This is a genomic window from Burkholderia sp. AU33803 (genome assembly GCF_002223095.1).
In the GTDB taxonomy this organism is placed as follows: domain Bacteria; phylum Pseudomonadota; class Gammaproteobacteria; order Burkholderiales; family Burkholderiaceae; genus Burkholderia.
The window spans coordinates 205,177-225,644 of record NZ_NKFJ01000008.1 but is presented as its reverse complement, the minus strand read 5'-3'; the positions used below and the strand labels follow the sequence as shown (position 1 = coordinate 225,644).

Below are 20,468 nucleotides of genomic sequence, written 5' to 3'. Positions count from 1 at the left end.
TTCCGCACGGACGGCGCGACACGGCAACCAGCCGTGTCGCCGCACCGCACGCGGGCGACGCCGCACCCGGGGCGACATCGTGAGTCTGTTTCATTCGCACGCGCATGATCATGCGCACCACGGCCATGGCCACGGCCACCACCATCACGCACATCACGGTGCGCCGCAGCCGCCCGGCGCGTTTCGCCTGCGCGTGGCCGTCGCGGTGCTGTGCGTGCTCGTCGCGCTCGCGGTCGCGAGCTTCGTGCAGGTGCGTGCCGGCGAGGCATCGGTGATCACGCGCTTCGGGCGGCCCGTGCGCGTGCTGCTCGAACCCGGGCTCGCGTGGCGCCTGCCTGCGCCGATCGATGCGGTGACGCCCGTCGACCTGCGCCTGCACACCACGTCGAGCGGCCTGCAGGACGTCGGCACCCGCGACGGGCTGCGCATCATCGTCGAGGCATACGTCGCGTGGCGCGTGCCGGCCGATGCGCGCGACATCGGGCGCTTCATGCGCGCGGTCGGCAACGAGCCGGACGAAGCGGCGCGGCAGATCCGCTCGCTCGTCGGCTCCGCGCTGCAGACGACGTCCGCCGGATACGATCTCGCGTCGCTCGTGAACACCGATCCGGCCCAGGTGAAGATCGGCGAGTTCGAAGATGCGCTGCGCCGGCAGATCGATGCGCAGCTTTATGCGGCTTATGGCGTGCGTGTTGCCCAGGTCGGGCTCGAACGGCTCACGCTGCCGGCCGTCACGCTTGCCGCGACGGTCGACCGGATGAGCGCGGAACGCGAGACGGTGGCCGCGCAGCGTACCGCGGAGGGCAATCGCGAGGCCGCGCAGATCCGTTCCGACGCCGAGCGCGACGCGCGCATCGCGCTGGCCGACGCGAACGTGAAAGCGGCCGGCATCGAAGCGCAATCGCGCAAGGATGCGGCCGACATCTACGGCAAGAGCTATGCGGGCAACCCGCACCTGTACACGATGCTGAGGTCGCTCGACACGCTGAATGCGGTGGTCGGCACCAATACGAACCTGATCCTGCGTACCGACGCCGCGCCGTTCCGCGTGCTCGTGCAGGGCCCGGGCGACGCGTCGGGGCAGGCCGCGCCGGCGCCCAACGCGCACAAGGCCGCGCGATGAGCGAGCCGTCCGCACCGCCGCTCGGGCCGGGCGCGCAGGCCGTGCGCCTGTCGTTCTGGTTCGTCGCCGCGCTCGCGGTGCTCGCCGCCTGCGCGTGGGCCGGCTCGAACATCCGGCGGATTCCGGCAGACAGCCGCGCGGTCGTGATGCGGTTCGGCGCGCTCGTGCGCACCCAGGACGCCGGGCTCGTGATCGCGTGGCCGCAGCCGTTCGAATCGGTCCTGCTCGTGCCGGGTGCCGCCCGCGTGCTCGAGCAGCGGATCCGCTCGCTCGACCGCGATCCGCGGGCGCTCGCGCTGTCCGCGAAGGGCGTCGCGCGGTTGTCCGACGCGCTGGCCGGTTCCGGCTACGTGCTGACGGGCGACGGCGGCGCGGTCGCGTTGAGCGCGGTGCTCTATTACCGGGTCAGCGATCCGTACGCGTACGTGCTGCAGCAGGCTCGCCTCGACGCGGCGCTCGAGCGGATCGTGTCCGCGTCGGCCGTCGAAGTTGCGGCGACCCGCGATCTCGACGCGATCCTGGTCGCGCGGCCCGAGCAACTGGCCGCCGACCGGCAGATGGCCGCGCGTCGCGAACGGTTGCGCGGCGATCTCGCCGATGCGATCGCGCGGCACCTGCGTGCACTCGACGCGGCGCACGCGGGGCTCGGCGTCGAAGTCGCGCGCGTCGACGTGCAGCCCGCGTTTCCCGGTGCGGCCGCCGATGCGTTCAACGCGGTGCTGACGTCGCTGCAGGTCGCCGAGCGGACCATCGCCGAAGCCCGCACCGCCGCCGAACAGCGGCGCCAGGATGCGCAGCAGGACGCCGACCGCATCGTCCAGGATGCGCAGGCCCACGCGGCCGAACGCGTCGCGACCGCCCAGACCGACACGCTTGACATCCGGCAGCTCGACGCGACGCTCCGCGAGAACGGCGATCCGGGGCTGCTGGCGCGGCTGTATCGCGATCGCGTGCAGCGCGTGCTGTCGAAAGCCGGACGCGTGACGACGATCGATCCGCACGATACCTCGAACCTGATCCTGCCCGGAAACGCCCGATGAATTCGCTCGCCGAACCGGCCACGCAGCCGGACGCCGCGCCTGCCGGCACGACCGCCTACGCGCTGTCCTCCGACGAGCGCCGCACGATCACGCGGCAGATCGCGCTGGCGCTGCTCGCGGGCGGCCTGCTCGTGCTGTCGTTCGCATGGCGCATGCTGTCGGTCGGCGGCGACACGCTTGCACAACTGCTCGCCGCGCTCGCGTCGCTGATCGTCGCGGGGCCGGTGTTCGCGAGTGCGTGGCACAGCCTGCGCGCGCCGAGCCTGCACGGCGTGACCGATCGCCTGATCGCACTCGCGATGCTGGCCTCGTGGGCGATCGGCGACATGACGACGGCCGCGCTGCTGCCGATCGTGATGACCTTCGGCCATGCACTGGAAGAGCGCAGCGTGCTCGGTTCGCAGGAGGCGATCCGCGCGCTCGGCCGGCTGACGGCCGGCCGCGTGCGTCGCATCGATGCCGACGGCCGTATCGTCGAAGTCGCGTACGACGCGCTGCGTGCGGGCGACCGCATCGAAGTGGTGGCCGGCGCGCGCATTCCGGTCGACGGCGTGGTGGTGGCGGGCACGTCGAGCGTCGACAACGGGCCGATCACCGGCGAATCCGTACCGCACGACGTCGAGGCAGGCAGCGCCGTGTATGGCGGCGCGCTGAATCTCGACGGCGTGCTGCGCATCGACGTCACGCACACGGGCAAGGATTCGACGCTCGGCAAGATCATCGCGTTGATGCAGCACGCGGAACAGGCGAAACCGCCCGTCACGCAGGTGCTCGAGCGGCACATGGGCGCGTATCTCGCGCTCGTGCTGCTGATCGCGGCGATCGTCTGGTTCACATCCGCGAATGCCTCGGCGATGCTCGCGGTGATCGTGGCGGCGTGCCCGTGCGCGCTGGTGCTCGCCGCACCGTCCACGGCCATCGCGGGAATCGCGGTTGGCGCGCGGCACGGCATCCTGTTTCGCAATGCCGCGTTTCTCGACAAGATCGCCGAAGTCGATTCGCTCGTGATCGACAAGACGGGCACGCTCACCCGCGGCGAATTGCAGGTGCGGCAGGTGTGGTTGCAACCCGGCGTCGACGGCGCGCACGCGCGTGCGCTGGCCGCGCGGCTCGGCGAAAGCAGCGCGCACCCGGCGAGCCGCGCGCTCGTCCGCGATGCCGCCGCGTCGGGCTTGACCGGCGCAGCGGTTGCGCCGTTCGAACGCACGCGGGAATTGCGCGGGCTCGGCGTCGTCGCCGACACGCCGGACGGCACGGCGGTACTCGGCCGGCCCGCGCTGCTCGCCGACCATGCCGGTGACCTGCCGTCGCCCCCGGAAGGATTCGACGGGCCGCTCGTCGGCCTCGTGCTCGATGGGCGGCTGCTCGCGTGGTTCGGTTTCGCGGATACCTTGCGGCCCGACGCGCGCGACGTGCTCGCCGAACTGCGGACGCTGGGCCTTGGGCGGCAGACGTTGCTGACGGGCGACCTCGAGCGCGTGGCCAGCAAGGTCGCGACCGAGACGGGCATCGAGACGGTGGTCGCGCAGGCGCTGCCGCACGACAAGCTCGACTACGTGATGCGCGAGATCGGCGCGGGGCTGCATCCGCTCGTCGTCGGCGACGGGCTGAACGACGTGCTGGCGATCAAGGCCGGCTCGACGAGCATCGCAATGGGCGAGCGTGGCGTCGACATCGCGATCGCATCGGCCGATGTCGTGCTGCTGGGCGACGACCTGAAGCGGATTCCGACCTGCATCCGCCTTGGCCGGCAATGCCGTCGCACGGCGACGACCAATGCGGCGATCGGCCTCGCGTGGACGCTCGCGGTGATCGCGCTCGCCGCGACCGGCATGCTCGGCGCGGTGTGGGCGGCGATCCTGCACAACGTCGGCACGTTCATCGTGATTGCGAACGCCGGGCGGCTGCTGCGGATCGACGAGGACGTGCACGGCGCGTGAGCGGTGGAGGGGGCCCGCCGTAGCCGGCTGCGGTCGTCACTGAAAGTGATGCACGTACCGCAGCACCATCCGCGTGCCTTGCGGCCGGTTGCGCGCATAGGTCTCGAAGTACGCGTTGAACATCAGATGATCCTGCGGCGAGAAGCTAACCATCGCCCCCGGGCCGATCGCGAACACGGCTTCTCGCGTGCCCGGCACGTCCTGCCCGTTTTCCTTCATGTCGGTGATCTGGCGCAGCCAGTAGCCGTTGAGCCCCAGCCGCAGGCCGGGGCGCACTTCATACTCGGTCGCGAAGTTCGCGTGGATCGCCTGGCCGGCCTGGGTCGACGACACGTCCGGGCCGAGCGACGTGGCCGGCTGATGGTTGGTCGCGTTCCACAGATAATGCAGCCGCCACGACACGGTCCACTTGGGCGTGAGCCACAGCGTCGCCGCCCAGTACGGATCGAACGACCAGACATGGCTGCCGGGATTGATCGCGCGCGACGGATCGTATGCGCCGGTCGGCGCGATGAACTGGAACTCCACGCGCTGCGCGAAGCGCGGGCCTTGCGCGCCCATCACCGGATCGAACTGGATGAACGGGCCGATCAGCAGGTCGCCGAAGCCGGCGCGCGCATTCAGCGCGACGTTGCCGATGCCGTCGTCGGTTCGCGCGGACGCGATCCACGGCAGGATCACGTCGAGGCCGGGATGCATGCCCGCGAACGTCCGCGGCGACTGATAGACGAGCTGGCTCAGCCCCGCGAACAGGTCGATGTCCTGCTTCGGCAACCCGACCTTGTTGCCCGCATTGTCGTTGACGCGGCCCGCCGTGTAGTACTGCAGGTACTGCGTGCCGTACCAGCCGGCGCCGGCCGGCGGCATCCCGTCGAGGAAGCTGGTCATGCCGAGGTTGACCGCCGGCAGGTCCGCCGCGCCGGCCGGCACGCTTGCGGCCATGCCGGCGATCGTGAGGCCTGCGACGACGAGCACGCGAGAGCCGAGTTTCATGTTCACCACCTCCTGGGATATTGATTTGTATAACTAATCAAATGGCGCGAAAAAGATCGGGATGATCGGCGATCGCGCGATACTGGCCCGCATGGAACACCAGCGGTGCACGACCGAACGCGTCGAACTGTTCGATCTGGCCGATGAAGAGCAGGTGATCGCCGCCTTCGTAATGGCCGACGTTGCGGCACACGAAGCGCGCTCGCGCCGTCGAGGCAGGGCACGCCGCCGGTTTCCGAATCGACGTGAAGCACGCCGTCGAACTTGTCGGCGCTGGGCGTCGCGAAGCGGCGCGACAGCTCGATCTGGTCGTGCGCGAGGATGTTGATCGCGAAATGGGTGGCCGCGACGAAATCCGGGCGGCTCGGCGCGACCTTGCGCAGGCTCCACAGCACGAGCGGCGGATCGAGCGACAGCGACGAGAACGAATTGGCGGTGAGGCCCACCTTGCGTCCGTCGGCCGCGCACGTGGTGATCACGGTCACGCCGGTCGGGAATTGCCCGAACGCGGCGCGCAACTGCAGCGGGTCGAGGGCCGGGCGAGCGGTAGCAGTCGTGTCCATGCCGGTTACTCCGTGCGTGCGCTGTGTTCGCGGATCATCGCCGCGCAGGCCGACGGCTCGAACCACCACGGCGAGAAGCGGCGCGGATCGTCGAAGCCGTCGACGATCGCCGCGGCGAGCGACGGCAACTGGCCGGCCGCGCCGAGCAGCTCGAGGATGTGCGGCGGCGGGGGCGTGAGCAGCGAGTTGGTCCAGCGCACGACATGCTGCGCATACGCCCAGTACCCTTCGAACGTCTGCTGCATCCAGTCTTCACCGAACGGCGCGGCATCGCGTGCGACGATCGCATCGAAATACGCCTTCGCGCATTTCGCGGCGTTGTTCGATCCCTGGCCGGTGATCGGATCGTTGACGACCACCGCATCGGCCATCCCGAACACCGTGCGGCCCGACGGCAACCGGAAGAACGGCTTGCGCACGGTCGGCGTGAAGCGTCCGGCGAGCGCGCCGTTCGGATCGGTGAGCTCGACGTCGCGGCAGCGATCGAATTCCCACGGTACGTACTGCTGCAGGAACGACAGGCTGCGGTCCAGATGCTGCTCGGGCGTCTTCACGTCGGCCCAGCAATCGAGCGGGCCGCCCGGAATGCCTTCGAACACCATGATTTCGCAGGGGCCCGTCGTGGTCAGCGCGGGGAACACGAAATACTCTCCGATGCCCGGCAGCAGGTTGAAGCGCACGCGCGAATACGGCTGGCTCGGCGTCATCCCTTTTACGTAGGTGAGGGCCAGCGCGCGTTGCGGGCGGTCGAACGCGCTGCGTGCAGCGTCGCGGCCGAGCAGGTTGACGATCTCGCCCTTGCCGGCCGCGAGCAGCACGAGGTCGTGGCTGCGCGCCAGCTCCTCGAGTTCGGGCACGCCGACGTCGGCAATGCGCACGTCCGCGCCCCGGCGCTTCACGCCGTCGAGCCAGTCGGCCATCTTCACGCGCTGGTCGACCGATTGCGCATAGCGCGTCAGCCGCGACGACCAGTCGATCACCTTGCGGCCGTTGCCGTCCGGATGCGGCACCGCGATGCCGATCCCGTCGACGGACGGGCACGCTTCCTCCCACGCGTTCAGGCCGAGATCGCGCTCGATCTGCAACGACGTGTGGAACATGCACTGGCTCGACATGACCTTGCCGGTGCGGATCTGTTCGGCGTCGCGGTTGGTCGCGAGCGTGACGTGATAACCCTGGTCGAGCAGGGCGAAGGCGAGTTGCAGGCCGGACTGGCCGGCGCCGACGATGGCGATGCGTCTCATGATGTGTCCTTGGTTGGCCGGATGCCGGCCGGAATCGAAATGATGGCGGGAAGCGGCGGTGACGAACGGTCACTCCGCGAGACGCGGAATGGCCGGCACCGCCTGTTCGGGGCCCATCGCGGCATAGCCGCCATCCACCGCGTAGTCGGCGCCGGTCACGAAGCTCGCCGCGTCGCTGCACAGGAACGTCACGACCTGCGCGACCTCCGACGGATCGCCGACGCGGCCGAGCAGGTGGAACGGCGCGGCGACGCGATCGGTCTTCGCGCGGTCGCCGTGCGTCAGCTCGTCCATCACGCGCGACCACGTCCAGCCCGGCGACACCGAGTTGACGCGAATGCGGTCGGGCGCGAGATCCATCGCCATGCTGCGCGTGAGCTGGCGGATCGCCGCCTTGGATGTCGGGTACAGCCAGCGGCCGGTTTGCGCGCACTCCGCCGAGATCGAGCTGAAGTTGACGATCGCGCCGCCGCCGCGCCGGACCATCTGCGGATGCACGGCCTTCGCGAGCATCGCCGCCGACACGACGTTGACGTCCATCGCGGCGAGCCAGTCGTTGCGGGTCGCCTGGATGCCGTTGTCGACGTAGCTGCACGCGAGGTTGACGAGCACGTCGATCGCGCCGAACCGCTCGACGATGGCCGCGACCGCATGCGCGATCGCGCGATCGTCGGTGATGTCGAGCGCGACGAACATCGCCCGTTCGCCGAGCGAATCGGCCACGCGCGCGCCGTTCTGCGCATCGAGATCGAGGATCGCGACGCACGCACCGGCGCGGCTCAGGTCCTGCGCGACCGCGGCGCCGATCAGCGTGGCGCCGCCGGTGACGATCGCGACTTTGCCAGCAAGGGCAGTCATGGGGTGTCTCCGGAAATCGTTGGGTGAGGGAGGGGCCGCGTCAATGCGCACCGGTCGATGGTTCGCTGTCCTGCCAACGGCGCATCAGGCCGTTCGACGGCACGGTTTCGTCGAGCAGCTTGCGGGCCGTTTCGACGCCCGCGACCGGCAGGCCGGCCGGATCGAGCAGGCCGATCTGCACGAGCACGCTCGCCTGGTCCCAGTAGATGTGCTCGTGATAGAGCTTGTCGCCGCGGAACTTGACGATCGCGACGAGCGGAATCTCGACGCGCTTGCCGGTCGGCGCGACGCCCGGCAGCATCCAGTCGATCTCGGTGGTGTGCGTGAAGCAGAACAGCAGCTCGTCGACGATCTGGCTCGCGCCGACCGTGCGCGAGATCGGCGTGATCGTTGTGTCCGGCGGATTCGCGTGCACGAAATGATGCGTGTAGAAGCGCTTGAGCTCGTCGTAGCCGACGCCGCCCGTCAGCGTCGGAATATGGTTGACGTACGGCTCGGCAACCATCGTCGCCATCGTGGCATCGACGTTGCGCGTGTCGAACTCATGTTGCAGATGCGCTTCCCACAGTGTGGACAGGTCGTAGTGCAGGCCGAGCGCGGCACGGAACGTGGCGATCGCGCGCTGATGGGCCATGCTCGCGGCGGCCTTGTCGAAATGATCGCCGCCGGCGCGTGCGAACGCGTGATCGACACCCGGATACACATATACTTCGACGCCGTGGCGCCCGGCGAGCGCGTCGGCAATGCGCTGCTGCGCGTCGGGCGGGCAGAAGCGATCCTGCCCCGCGATCTGCAGCACGAGCCGGCCGTGCAGGTGCGACGCCTCGTCGAGCGCCTGCTCGATGCCCACGCCGTAGTAGCTGACCGCCGCGGCCACGCCCGGCAGCCGGCACGCGGCGAGATACGCGAGCTTGCCGCCGAGGCAGTAGCCGAGCACGCCGGCTTCGCCGGTGCATTCCGGTAACTGCTTGAGTGCGTCCAGCGCAGCGCCGACATCCTCGACGCCCTTGTTCTCGTCGTATTCCTGATAAAGGGCCATCGCGCGTTCCAGGTCGGCGGCTGTGTAACCGAGTTCGATCCCCGGCGCCTGGCGCCAGAACAGGTCAGGCACGAGCACCGTATAGCCTTCCTCCGCGTAATAGTCGGCCGCTTCCCGCATCGTCGCGTTCGCGCCGAAGATCTCGTGACACAGCACGATGCCGGGCCCGGTGCCGCCGGCCGGCGTGCTCAGGTACGCGCGAAACGTGCCGCCGTCCGGCGACGGAATCTCGATGTGACGTCCTTGCATATGTCCCTCCATTCCAGTTCTTTGCTGCGACGGGCCCAGTATTGGCGGACGAAATGGGCACTTCTATCCGCTTTCTTCGGCCGGTATCCGCGAATTCCGGAAACCTGTTGCACCGGCCGCCGCGCGTGGGCAGGCGCGCGGCTGACTGCGGGTATGTGCGGATGCGGAAGCCCCGCACAGTTTTCTACGATGCGCGAACGGTCCGCTTCTTGCGTCATGTGGGCGGGACTCGCGTGCTTGGGCGTCCGGACTGTCCGGATACTCCGGACGCTATCCGGATCGTGCGGCGGATGCCCCCACATCGGGAATGCATGCACGGCGCGAGTGCAATGGAGCATGACGGGAGAACTTCGATGGCGCAATTTTCCGAAACGGGCTGGCTGCCGGATACGGCCTGTTTCAATCACGACAACCTGCTGCTGCAGTCGAACGACGTCGACGAGGTGCGCGCACGCGTCGCCGACGTTTTCAAGCCGCACCGGCTCACGCCGACCGGCGAATCGCGCGCGCTGCGCAGCTGCATGCATCACGCGCGCTGGGGCAACCTGTCGTTGAACCTGCTCGATTATGGCGGCGGCGTCAGCATCGAGCCCGGCCCGCTCGAGCACTTCTTCCTGTTGCAGATCCCGTTGCGCGGCGACGCGGAGATCGAGTGCGGATCGGCGCGTTTCGTGTCGTCGCCCGGCACCGCGTCGCTGATCTCGCCGACGCTGCCGCTGAAGATGCGCTGGGGCGACGCGTGTCCGCAAGTCATCCTGCGGATCGAGCGCGAAGTGATGGAGCGTCACGCGCAGCGGCATTTCGGCGACGACCGGCGCGCGCCGGTCGAATTCGAGCCGGAATTCAGCCTGTCGTCGTCGCAGGGCGCGTGTCTGATGCAGATGCTGCCGATCCTCGCCGGCGCGATCGCGACGGACGCGCATCCGCTGCGTCATCCGCTCGCGTTCGAGCAGCTCGAATCGACGCTGCTCAACCTGCTGCTGCACGGCCACCCGAACAGCGCGCGCAACGGCACGCGGCACCTGCCGGTGGCGATCGCGCCGTTCTACGTGCGGCGCGTCGAGGACTACATCCGTGCGCATCTCGACGAGCCGCTGACGATCGAACGGCTCGCCGAACTCGCCGGCGTCAGCCCGAGCACGCTGTTCGCCGGCTTTCGCCATCGCCACGGCACCACGCCGATGGGCTTCGTGCGGCAGTTGCGGCTGCAACATGTGCGCGAGGAACTGCTGGCCGACGCGTCGCCGGGGCTCGCGTCGGTGACGGACATCGCGCTGAAATGGGGCTTCGCGCACCTCGGGCGGTTCGCGATCGAGTACAAGCGGGCGTTCGGCGAGTCGCCGTCGGCGACGCTCAGGATGCGGCGCGGGCGCGCCTAGCGGCTCGCGCGGCAACCCGCTCGCCGATCCGCTACGGCAGCGGCACGCCCCAGACTGCCGTCACGTCCCCGCCGAGCCGCCATTCGGTGAACGGGCGGCGCGGCGCGATGATCGCCGGCAGCCGCGCGTCGTGAAAGCGTGCGTAGTACGGCTCGACCCAGCTCAGTTCATCGCGGAACGTCCACGGAAACAGGTCCTGCCTGACCGGCGTGATGGCCGTGAAGCTGGCGGGATCGTCGACCGCGTTGATGACCAGGTTCGCCAGGCGGCCGATCGCGCCGTCGTTTTCCCGATAGAGATCGATATGGCGCCGCTGCACGAGTTCCGCCGCGAACACGAGCGGGAGCAGCGCGAACGTGTGATAGTGCAGCGCGCGGTTGCCGCGTTTGACTTCGCGTGCCAGCGAACCGTCGGGGCCGATGTCGCGGATGCCTTCGCGTACCCGCAGCAGCCCCGAATCGACGAGGCTCGCGTTGCCGGTCACGGTGCCGATGGCGATCAGGTCGAGTCCGGCCCAGTACACGAGGTTGTTGTGCAGATGGTTGATCGCTTGCGCATCGCGGGTGGCGATCGCGATGCGTTCGAGCCACGGATCGATCGCGTCGAACCGCGCGCGGTTCGCGTCGCGTACGTCGCGCGGCATGCGCAGGATCACCATCGCGAAGTCGGTGCCGGCCCACGAGCGCTCGTAGTCGCCCTGGTAACCGGTGATCCGGCCCATCAGCGCATCGGCCCGCGCCCAGCTTTCCAGCAGGCTCACGGCGCATGACCAGTCCCCCTTGTCCGCCGACGCATTGAGCCGTGAAATGAAATCGCGCATCGGCTTGACCGCGCGCGCATAGCCGGCGGCGTCGTCGTAGTAGCCGGGCGGATCGATCGTCGTGACGGCGGCCGGGATGTCGCAGGCGCGTGCCGGCGGCACGGCACAGCACAGTGCGCTCACCGCGAGCCACGCGGCGAGCAGGGGGCGAGTCGACAGGCGGCGCATACGGTCCTCGGTGGTGACGTGACGGTGACGCGGCAAACACGGAAGCCGAACCGGGGGCGGACAATCTCGCGATGCAGGACGCGCGCGGCCGCCAAGGCACGACGAACCCCGGTGACGCGCGCGGGCCGTACAGCCCGCGGCGGTTTCCCGTGGCGCACGCAGTCTAGCGTCCCCATCTTTCATCCGCCTTGCCCGGCGCCGGCCGACGACGCACTTTCTTTTTCGAGACTGCGCCACGTTCGCCCGGTATCATCGCTGCGCTTGCGACCGACGCCATGGGCCGGTGCATGCCGACTCGCGCGCAACCAGCATCGCCAGGAAGACAACGCAGGGCGGACGCCGACGGCGCGTCGCGCCGCGATCGGGCCGAATCGGCCACCAGCACGACGGAGCAAGGAACGATGGTAACGGGGACGGGCGCGGCGCGACGCGCGAGGGCGATCGCGGCCGGGAGCGCATGGGTCGTGGCGGCGGCGGGCGGCGTACACGCGCAGGCATCGGGTGCGGCAGTCACGCCGCCGGCCGGCGCGGCGGCGGCCGTGCTGCCGACGATCGACGTGACCGGGAAGGCCGACGGCGCGTCGAGCGGGCTCGTCGGGCTGCGCACCACGGCCGGCACGAAGACCGACACGCCGGTGGCCGAGATCCCGCAAACGATCAATCTCGTGACCGCGCAGCAGATCGAAATGACCGGCGCGACCGACCTGAACCAGGCGCTGCGCTACGTGCCGGGATTTGCGACGTTCGGCGCCGACAGCCGCACCGACTGGTATGCGGCGTTGCGCGGCTTTACGCCGACGCTGTACGTCGACGGCGTCGCCGCGCCGAATACGCCGGTGATCGCGAACTGGCGCGTCGACCCGTACACGATCGACTCGATCGCCGTGCTGCGCGGGCCGACCTCGGTGCTGTACGGCGCGGGCGAACCCGGCGCGATCGTCGATGCGCATACGAAGCTCGCCGACGGCGAGCGCATCCGCGAAGCCGGCGTGCAGATCGGCAACGACGCGCGCAAGCAGTTCATGCTCGATGTCGGCGATACGCTCGACCCGGACGGCCGCTATGCGTACCGCTTCGTCGGCGTGGCACGCGACGGCAACGCGGTCACCGGCCCGAACGGCGACCGGCGCGTCGCGCTGGCGCCGTCGTTCCGATGGCGGCCGACCGCCGATACGTCGCTGACGCTCTCGGCGACGTTCCTGCAGGACGGCAGCGATATTTCGTCGAACTTCCTGCCTGCGTCGGGCACCGTGTTGCCGAACCCGAACGGCCGCCTGTCGCAGGACATCTACATGGGCGCGCCCGGGTTCAACGACTACCGGAAGAAGCAGTGGTCGCTCGGCTACGCGCTGGAGCATCGCGTGAATGCGATCTGGTCGCTGCACCAGGACGTGCGCTGGTCGCACCTGTCGCTCGACGACGCGACGGTGTTCGGTATCGGCTACGTGCCCCGCAGCAGCACCGACATGATGCGTTATGCGGGGCTGTTCCAGCTCAACTACAGCCGCTTCGACATCGACAACCACGCGCAGGCGCGCTTCGGCACGGGGCCGCTCGAACATACGCTGCTGCTCGGTGCGCAATATGACCGGCAGACGGCGACCCAGAGCGTGTGGCTCGCGCTGGCGCCGTCGCTCAACCTGTATCACCCCGTCTACCGGCCCGTCACGGACGCGATTTTCTCCGGCCCGACGTCGCTCGGCCACGTCGACCAGTACACGGCGATGAACACGTTCGGCGTGTATGCGCAGGACCAGATCCGCTGGCAGCGCTGGACACTGACGCTCGGCGGCCGCGAGGATTTCGTCAATGCGGGGTTCGACGACCGGAAGGTCGGCACGCAGGCGCAGCAGGATGTCAGTGCGTTCTCCGGGCGCGTTGGGCTCACCTATCAGGGCGACGCCGGGTTGTCGCCGTACGTGAGCTATTCGACGTCGTTCGATCCCGTCATCGGCGTGCGGATGTATGGCGGCGGCATGCCCAAGCCGACGCGCGGCAGGCAGACGGAAGCGGGGCTGCGCTGGCAGCCGCCCGGCAGGAACCTGCTGCTGACTGCGGCCGTCTACCAGATCGACCAGACCAACGTCGCGACGCCGACACCGGTGAGTCTCGACCCGACCGGCACGACGTCCGTGCAGACCGGCAAGGTGCGCTCGCGCGGGATCGAGCTGAGCGCGCTCGGCAAGGTCACCCGCGAGTTGTCGATCGTCGCGTCGTATGTGTATCAGGACGTCAAGAACGTGCAGGCGAACGACGCGTCGCTGAACCACTGGCCGGTGGCGGTGCCGCTGCCGCGGCAGATGGCGTCGATGTGGGCCGACTGGACCTGGCGCACGGGTGTCCTGTCGGGCGTCGGGGTCGGCGGCGGCGTGCGCTACCAGAGCGCGTCGGCCGGCGCACCCGACAACTCGCTGACCGTGCCGAGCGTGACGCTGTATGACCTGGCGCTGCACTACGAGATGCCGCACTGGCGGTTCGCGCTGAACGTCGCGAACCTGTTCGACCGGCGCTATGTCAGCGGCTGCCAGTCGTACGCCGTCTGCGTGTTCGGCAACGAGCGGACCGTGCTGGCCACCGCGAAATACAACTGGTAATCGCGTACGCGCGGAACGGCCCTACGCGTCGCGTTGCGGCTCCCGGCGCACGGCGCGTTCGCCGGTGTGGCGCTGGCGCCGCCACTCGGTCGGCGTGAGGCCGAAACGTTCGCGGAATGCGGTCGCGAAATTCGCCGGCGTGGAAAAGCCGATCTCCTTCGCGATGCTGGCGATGCTGAGCGACGTCGAATCCAGCAGGTCCTGCGCGATTCGCAGCCGCTCGTGCCGCAGATACTCGAATACCGTCTGGCCGAGGTTGTCGCGAAACGCGCGTGACAGCCGCTTTTCGTGCGTGCCGACCGCGCGGGCCAGCTGCTCCACCGTCGGCGGATCGTTCAGCGTCCGTGCCAGGTGGCGGATGGCCGCGCGCACGATGATGTCGTCGTCCTTGCCGGCCATGAACGGGCTGTCCATGTCGACCGGCCGCTCGCGCTTCGCACGCGCGAGCTGGACGCGAATCCGCGCGAGCACTTCGGCGGGCTCGAACGGCTTCACCACATAGTCGACGCAGCCGATGTCGAACCCCTCGAGGCGCTCGTGCAACGCGCCGGCCACGGTCAGGAAAATCACCGGAATCGCGCACGTCAGCGGATCGGCGCCGAGCAGCCGGCACGCGGTGAAGCCGTCCATGCGCGGCATGCGGACATCCATCAGGATCAGGTCGGGCACGAGCGCCTGCGCGCGCTGGCACGCCTGCAGCCCGTCGGATGCAATGCTGATCCGGCACCCGGTGCCGCGCAGGATGTCGATCAGCAAGCGAAGCTGGTCGGGCTGATCGTCGACGATCAGGATATGGGCGTCGCCCAATGCGGAGGTCGATGGATGCATCGTGCACCTGTTCTGGAATGGCTGCTGGCTGCGTTCCTGCGGGTGGTCGGCCCGGTTCGGATCAATCGTCGGAAGCTGCGCGATGGCGACGTACAAGCGCATCGATAGTCGAATGTCGCCCCACGACACGACGGACGGCCGGTCGGCGTAATGCCCGGCATGGCGGGTGTTGATCACCGATCCGGTAAAGGCGCGGCGTGTTGTCGTCGTCGCGCGCTGAAAGGTGCGCGCCGCCGGTATCGATTCGAGCCGAATTGTAGGGACATATTTCAATTCTCGCCAGACACATGGACTCTATTTGCTTCATGTCTTTTTCCGGATGATTCATCGTATATCGTGATTTTCGTTTGCGGTGCGGCATGTCGATGCCTGTCCATTTCCGCCATTTTCATTTGCGCCGCTACGTGCAGTCGCGCAGTTCCGCGTTTTTCGCGAAAAACATCGCAATGAATTTTTCTTCAATCCGTCTCAGCAAAGGTTTTATCCGCCCGATAAAACATCTCGATTAATTTCGATGGCGCGAAATCGTTTGCGAGATGCGCGTTTTTATCGCAACACCTTGAATATATTGAATTTTACAATCTATAAAGAATGTCGGCTTCAATAATTTTAAATCGTGTCTCATAATTCGTCCGAACTTTGAGTGCAGGGTTGCACCAAGCAACGCAAGGCACGGCGGGTTGTGACGGACGGTGTGCGGTTCGGGTCCGGGGCATCAATTGATGTGACTCCGAGCGCAGGTCCGTTGGGCGCAAGCGAAAATCCGGTTGCCGTGGGTGAAATAAAAGAAGCGGGGTGGGTCGCGGTCGGCGCGACATCAAATCAGGGGTGTCCATAACGGCGGGTTGAATCTCCGGATTCAGTCGCTGGGCGAATTCGCCCATATAAAACGATATGCATTCCTAATGCATCAACCGAATTAACGGAACGGGCCGTCACACGAACGACGTGCCCGCGCTGTCGAACGTCCCGTCGCCACCGGCGGACGATGCGTGTCGCCCTCGGCACGCTCGAGCCGCGCACGGGCAACGGGTTCCGCACTGAAGTCGCAATCGCAATCGCAGCTGAAGTCTTCAACAAAAGTAAGTAGTCCGTATTCAAACCAAACGCTACAAAACGGAGCAGAAGACCATGAAGAGGAAGCAGATTTCGGCGCTCGCCGCCGCCATGTTCACGGGTGCAGGTGTCCTGATCGCGGGTGCCGCGCATGCGGACAATTTCGTCGACCGCGGCAACCCGGACAACGCGCTGAACGGTCAGTGCATCGACGGGACGAACCCGCTGTGTGTCGCGACCAAGAGCGGGAGTTACGTGGCCGTGAGCACGGCCAACGTCAAGATGGGCACGAATGCCAAGGCCGGCACCAGCGGGATCGCGATCGGCGACCAGTCGAATGCCAGCAGCAATGGCGGCACCAGCAGCGGCGGCGCGATCGCGGTCGGCGTCGGCGCGCAGGCGCTGGCGAACTCGGCCACGGCGATCGGCACGGTAGCCGTCGCACAAGGCAACACGGCGCTCGCCATCGGTCGGCAGTCGGCCGCGGTCGGCGATTTCTCGATGGCGCTCGGCAACGTCGCCGATGCGCACGGCACGAGTTCTATCGCGCTGGGCCACTCGGCGCTCGCCAGCGGCGATCGCTCGGTTGCGATCGGCGGCGCCAACCCGACGTCGAGCGACGGCGTGTCGGCCGGCGCGTCGTATGACGCGGCCACCCAGACGCGCGCCGGCGGCACGCAATCCGTCGCGATCGGCGCAGGCGCGCAGACGAACGACAACAACCAGGTGGCGATCGGTTCGGGCAGTGTCGGTGCGAACAATGGCGGCACGCCGGTGTTCGGCGGCACGGCCGCGCCGGTTGGCGGCGCGGTGTCGTTCGGTGCAATCGGCAAGGAGCGCCAGCTCAAGAACGTCGCGGCAGGCGCGGCCGATACGGACGCCGTCAACGTCCAGCAATTGAAGAACGTGAACGGCACGCTCAGCACGAGCATCGCCACGGTCGACGCGCGCGTGACGTCGGTCGGCAATTCGCTGTCGACCACGATCTCGAACGTCGACCAGCGCGTGACCAACGTGGGCAACAGCCTCAGCACGAGCATCGTGACCGCCACGAAGAACGTCGTGAAATACACCGACGATTCGCATGCGGCGATCGCACTCGACGGTGCCAACGGCACGACGATCAACGGTGTCGCGGCCGGTGTCGCCGATACCGATGCGGTCAACGTCGGCCAGCTGAAGGGCAGCGTCGCGCCGCTGCAGACGTCCATTTCGACGGCGGCGTCGAACATCACGAACCTGCAGGCCAGCGTTACCGGCATCAACACGTCGCTGAGCACGGCAACCACCAATATCAGCAACCTGCAGGCCGCCGATGCACGCAACGTGAAGTACGACGGGCAGAGCGGCTTCGACTCGGTGACGTTCGCCGGCACGAACGGCACGACGCTGCACAATGTCGCGGCAGGTATCGCGAACACCGATGCCGTGAACGTCGGCCAACTGAACGGTGGCCTGTCGTCGCTCAGCACGAGCGTGACGAACAGCATCAGCACGACGCTGGGCAACCTGAGCACGTCGATCAACAACCAGATCGGCAACGCGACGAAGAACGCCGTGCAGTACGACGATGACGCGCACAGCGGCGTGACGCTCGGCGGCAAGGGCGCGCAGTCACCGGTCGGCCTGCACAACGTCGCGGACGGCATCGCCGCGAGCGACGCCGTGAACGTCGGCCAGCTCGGCAAGGCGACCGACACGCTGAACCAGTCGATCACGACCGTCAGCAACAGCGTCACGACGCTCGGCAATCAGGTGACGACGAACACGGGCAACATCGCCGCGCTTCAGCAGGACGCGTTGTTGTGGAACACGACCCTCGGCGCGTACGACGCAAGCCACGGCGGCAACGGCCCGCAACGCATCGGCAACGTCGCGGCCGGCGTCGCCAACACGGACGCGGTGAACGTCGGTCAGCTGACGAGCACCGTCGCACCGCTGCAATCGTCCATCTCGACGGCAGCATCGAACATCACGAACCTGCAGGGCACTGTCACAGGCATCAATGCATCGCTGAGCACCGCGACCACGAACATCAGCAACCTGCAGGCAGCCGACGCCCGCAACGTGAAGTACGACGGCCAAAGCGGCTTCGACTCGGTGACGTTCGCCGGCACGAACGGCACGACGCTGCACAACGTCGCAGCAGGTATCGCGAACACCGATGCCGTGAACGTCGGCCAACTGAACGGTGGCCTGTCGTCGCTCAGCACGAGCGTGACGAACAGCATCAGCACGACGCTGGGCAACCTGAGCACGTCGATCAACAACCAGATCGGCAACGCGACGAAGAACGCCGTGCAGTACGACGATGACGCGCACAGCGGCGTGACGCTCGGCGGCAAGGGCGCGCAGTCGCCGGTCGGCCTGCACAACGTGGCGGACGGTGTTGCCGCAGGCGACGCGGTGAACGTCGGCCAGCTCGGCAAGGCGACCGACACGCTGAACCAGTCGATCACGAATGTCAGCAACAGCGTCACGACGCTCGGCAACCAGGTGACGACGAACACGGGCAACATCGCCGCGCTTCAGCAGGACGCGCTCCAGTGGAACGCGACGCTCGGCACCTACGACGCAAGCCACGGCGGCAACGGACCGCAACGCATCGGCAACGTCGCGGCCGGCAAGAACGGCACGGATGCCGTCAACGTCGACCAGTTGAACGCGGCGATTCAGGACGGCACGAGCCAGCTCGACGCGCTCGCGGTGAAGTACGACGACGCGAGCAAGAAGCAGGTTTCGCTCGGCGCAGGCAACGGCGCGAGCCCGGTGCGACTGACAAATATCGCGGAAGGCAACGTCGCGGCCGGCAGCACGGACGCGGTCAACGGCGCGCAACTGCGTCGCGCGACCGACGGTACCGCAGCCGCGCTGGGCGGCGGTGCGACGGCGAATCCGGACGGCTCGATCAGCGCGCCGGCCTATAAAGTCGGCGGCGGCTCGTTCAACAACGTCGGCGATGCGCTCACGAACCTCGACGGCCGCGTCGGCAGCAACACGACGACGCTCGAGAATCACGAAACGCGCATCGGCAACGCCGAAACGAACATCGCCGGCAACACGGCCGCGATCGCCGGGCTGCAGCAGGACGCGCTCCAGTTCGACCCGAAGGCCGGCGCCTACAACGCGGCGCGCGGCGGCGCACCGACGAAGCTGACGAACGTGGCCGACGGCAACATCGCCGCGGGCAGCACGGACGCGGTGAACGGCGGCCAGTTGTCGGGCGTGAAGTCGTCGCTCGAACAGCAGATCACGCAGGTGTCCAACCAGGCGGGTGAGGCCGTGAAGAACGTCGTCAAGTACGACGTCGACACGAACGGCAACCGGCTGAATTCGGTATCGCTGATCGGCGGCGACACGAATGCGGCCGTCGTGCTGAAGAACGTCGCCGCGGGCACCGACGATACGGACGCGGTGAACGTGAAGCAGCTGAAGGGCGTGCAGTCGAGTCTCAACCAGCTCGGTGCGCTCGCGGTGCAGTACGACGACAGCTCGAAGAGCTCGATCACGCTCGGCGGCGCCGGCGGCACGCGCATCACCAACGTGCAGGCAGGCACGCTCAGCGCAACCAGCACGGACGCGGTGAACGGTTCGCAGCTCTACGCGACCAACCAGCAGGTCGCGAAGAACACGACCGACATCACGAACCTGCAGGGGAACGTGACCAACATCGCGAACGGCAAGGCGGGCCTCGTGCAGCAGCAGGATCCGAACGGCGCGATCACGGTCGGGAAGGACACCGGCGGCACCAGCGTGAACTTCTCCGGCACGTCGGGCGACCGCGTGCTGACCGGCGTCGCGGCGGGGGTGAACAACAACGACGCGGTCAACATGGGCCAGTTCAACAACGCGCTGAAGAACGTCGCGGCCAACGACCAGATCCGTGCGGCGGTGACCGATGCGAACACGTCGTGGATCGCGCGTGCCGATGCGGGTGCGATCGGGTCGACGGCAACCGCAACCGGCAAGAACGCGGTGGCGGTCGGCCAGGGCTCCGTCGCCGATCGCGACAATTCGTTCTCGGTCGGCGCGAAGGGCAGCGAGCGCCAGGTCACGAACGTCGCGGCCGGCACCGCGCCGACCGACGCGGTGAACGTGCAGCAGCTGAACGACAACCTGTCGGCCGCGTCGAATCAGGCGAAGGGCTACACCGACCAGCGCATCGGCCAGATGTACAACTCGTTCAACGACCTGAAGAAGGACATGTACGGCGGCGTGGCCTCGGCGATGGCCGTGGCCGGCCTGCCGCAACCGACGGGCGCGGGCCGCTCGATGGTCTCGGCGGCGACGTCGAACTATCACGGCCAGCAGGGTTTCGCCGCCGGGTACTCGTACGTGACGGAAAGCAACCGCTGGGTCGTCAAGGCGTCGGTGACGGGCAATGCGCGTTCGGACTTCGGCGCGGTGGTGGGCGCGGGTTACCAGTTCTGACGTTATCCGTGCAGCAATGATTGACCGGTGGTGCCGGGCAGTGGTCGTGATGTCCGGCACCGGCGGGAAATCCGTGGCCCTGGGGTGGGTTTGCCACCCTCGGGCCATCGACGCTTGATGCGTCGCGCAGCGTTCAGCCGCCG

At 67.9% G+C, this 20,468-nt stretch carries 13 protein-coding genes and 1 pseudogene; 6 read left to right on the top strand and 8 right to left on the bottom strand.

Going from position 1 to position 20,468, the window contains the following annotated elements; genetic code table 11:
• Nucleotides 1-79: 79 nt before the first annotated feature.
• Genes hflC through CFB41_RS32530 form a run of 3 tightly spaced genes read left to right on the top strand, consistent with a single transcriptional unit; the run spans nucleotide 80 to nucleotide 4,103 of the window.
• The gene (gene hflC, locus CFB41_RS32540; protein WP_089459427.1) at nucleotides 80-1,123 is read left to right on the top strand and encodes a protease modulator HflC; all 1,044 of its coding nucleotides are present in this window, start codon (nucleotides 80-82) and stop codon (nucleotides 1,121-1,123) included.
• Nucleotides 1,120-2,163, top strand: a complete 1,044-nt coding sequence (hflK, locus tag CFB41_RS32535; RefSeq protein ID WP_089459426.1) for a protease modulator HflK — start codon at nucleotides 1,120-1,122, stop codon at nucleotides 2,161-2,163. Before hflC ends, hflK begins: the two co-directional genes overlap by 4 nt.
• Nucleotides 2,160-4,103, top strand: a complete 1,944-nt coding sequence (locus tag CFB41_RS32530) for a cation-translocating P-type ATPase (RefSeq protein ID WP_089459425.1) — start codon at nucleotides 2,160-2,162, stop codon at nucleotides 4,101-4,103. Before hflK ends, CFB41_RS32530 begins: the two co-directional genes overlap by 4 nt.
• 36 nt (nucleotides 4,104-4,139) lie before the next feature.
• Here CFB41_RS32530 and CFB41_RS32525 read toward each other — a convergent pair whose 3' ends face one another.
• The 5 genes and pseudogenes from CFB41_RS32525 to CFB41_RS32505 all read right to left on the bottom strand — a co-directional run bounded on the left by CFB41_RS32525 (nucleotide 4,140) and on the right by CFB41_RS32505 (nucleotide 9,049).
• Nucleotides 4,140-5,096, bottom strand: coding sequence for a transporter (locus CFB41_RS32525; RefSeq protein ID WP_089459741.1), 957 nt, complete (start codon nucleotides 5,094-5,096; stop codon nucleotides 4,140-4,142).
• Nucleotides 5,097-5,133: 37 nt separating this feature from the next.
• A pseudogene (locus CFB41_RS32520) lies at nucleotides 5,134-5,659 on the bottom strand (flavin reductase family protein).
• Nucleotides 5,660-5,664: 5 nt separating this feature from the next.
• Nucleotides 5,665-6,903, bottom strand: coding sequence for a styrene monooxygenase/indole monooxygenase family protein (locus tag CFB41_RS32515; RefSeq protein WP_089459424.1), 1,239 nt, complete (start codon nucleotides 6,901-6,903; stop codon nucleotides 5,665-5,667).
• A 69-nt stretch (nucleotides 6,904-6,972) separates the two neighbouring features.
• Entirely contained in the window at nucleotides 6,973-7,761 is a 789-nt protein-coding gene (locus CFB41_RS32510) for an SDR family oxidoreductase (protein WP_089459423.1), read from the bottom strand.
• Between the two features lie 40 nt (nucleotides 7,762-7,801).
• Nucleotides 7,802-9,049, bottom strand: a complete 1,248-nt coding sequence (locus CFB41_RS32505; RefSeq protein ID WP_089459422.1) for a dienelactone hydrolase family protein — start codon at nucleotides 9,047-9,049, stop codon at nucleotides 7,802-7,804.
• A 353-nt stretch (nucleotides 9,050-9,402) separates the two neighbouring features.
• Here CFB41_RS32505 and CFB41_RS32500 point away from each other — a divergent pair, with 353 nt between their 5' ends.
• Nucleotides 9,403-10,428, top strand: coding sequence for an AraC family transcriptional regulator (locus tag CFB41_RS32500; protein ID WP_089459421.1), 1,026 nt, complete (start codon nucleotides 9,403-9,405; stop codon nucleotides 10,426-10,428).
• Between the two features lie 31 nt (nucleotides 10,429-10,459).
• Here CFB41_RS32500 and CFB41_RS32495 read toward each other — a convergent pair whose 3' ends face one another.
• A complete protein-coding gene (locus CFB41_RS32495; RefSeq protein ID WP_089459420.1) occupies nucleotides 10,460-11,416 on the bottom strand; it encodes a mannuronate-specific alginate lyase in 957 nt (318 codons plus the stop codon).
• A 401-nt stretch (nucleotides 11,417-11,817) separates the two neighbouring features.
• Here CFB41_RS32495 and CFB41_RS32490 point away from each other — a divergent pair, with 401 nt between their 5' ends.
• Entirely contained in the window at nucleotides 11,818-14,010 is a 2,193-nt protein-coding gene (locus CFB41_RS32490) for a TonB-dependent siderophore receptor (protein WP_089459419.1), read from the top strand.
• A gap of 21 nt (nucleotides 14,011-14,031) precedes the next feature.
• Here CFB41_RS32490 and CFB41_RS32485 read toward each other — a convergent pair whose 3' ends face one another.
• Complete coding sequence (locus CFB41_RS32485) at nucleotides 14,032-14,838, bottom strand: response regulator (protein ID WP_089459740.1); 807 nt, start codon at nucleotides 14,836-14,838, stop codon at nucleotides 14,032-14,034.
• 61 nt (nucleotides 14,839-14,899) lie between these two features.
• On the bottom strand, nucleotides 14,900-15,166 hold the full coding sequence (locus tag CFB41_RS37885) for a hypothetical protein (RefSeq protein WP_144029980.1): 267 nt from the start codon (nucleotides 15,164-15,166) through the stop codon (nucleotides 14,900-14,902).
• A gap of 803 nt (nucleotides 15,167-15,969) precedes the next feature.
• Here CFB41_RS37885 and CFB41_RS32480 point away from each other — a divergent pair.
• Nucleotides 15,970-20,325 carry a YadA-like family protein gene (locus CFB41_RS32480; protein ID WP_089459418.1) on the top strand — a complete coding sequence of 1,452 codons (4,356 nt, stop codon included), beginning with the start codon at nucleotides 15,970-15,972 and terminating at the stop codon, nucleotides 20,323-20,325.
• Nucleotides 20,326-20,468: the final 143 nt, after the last annotated feature.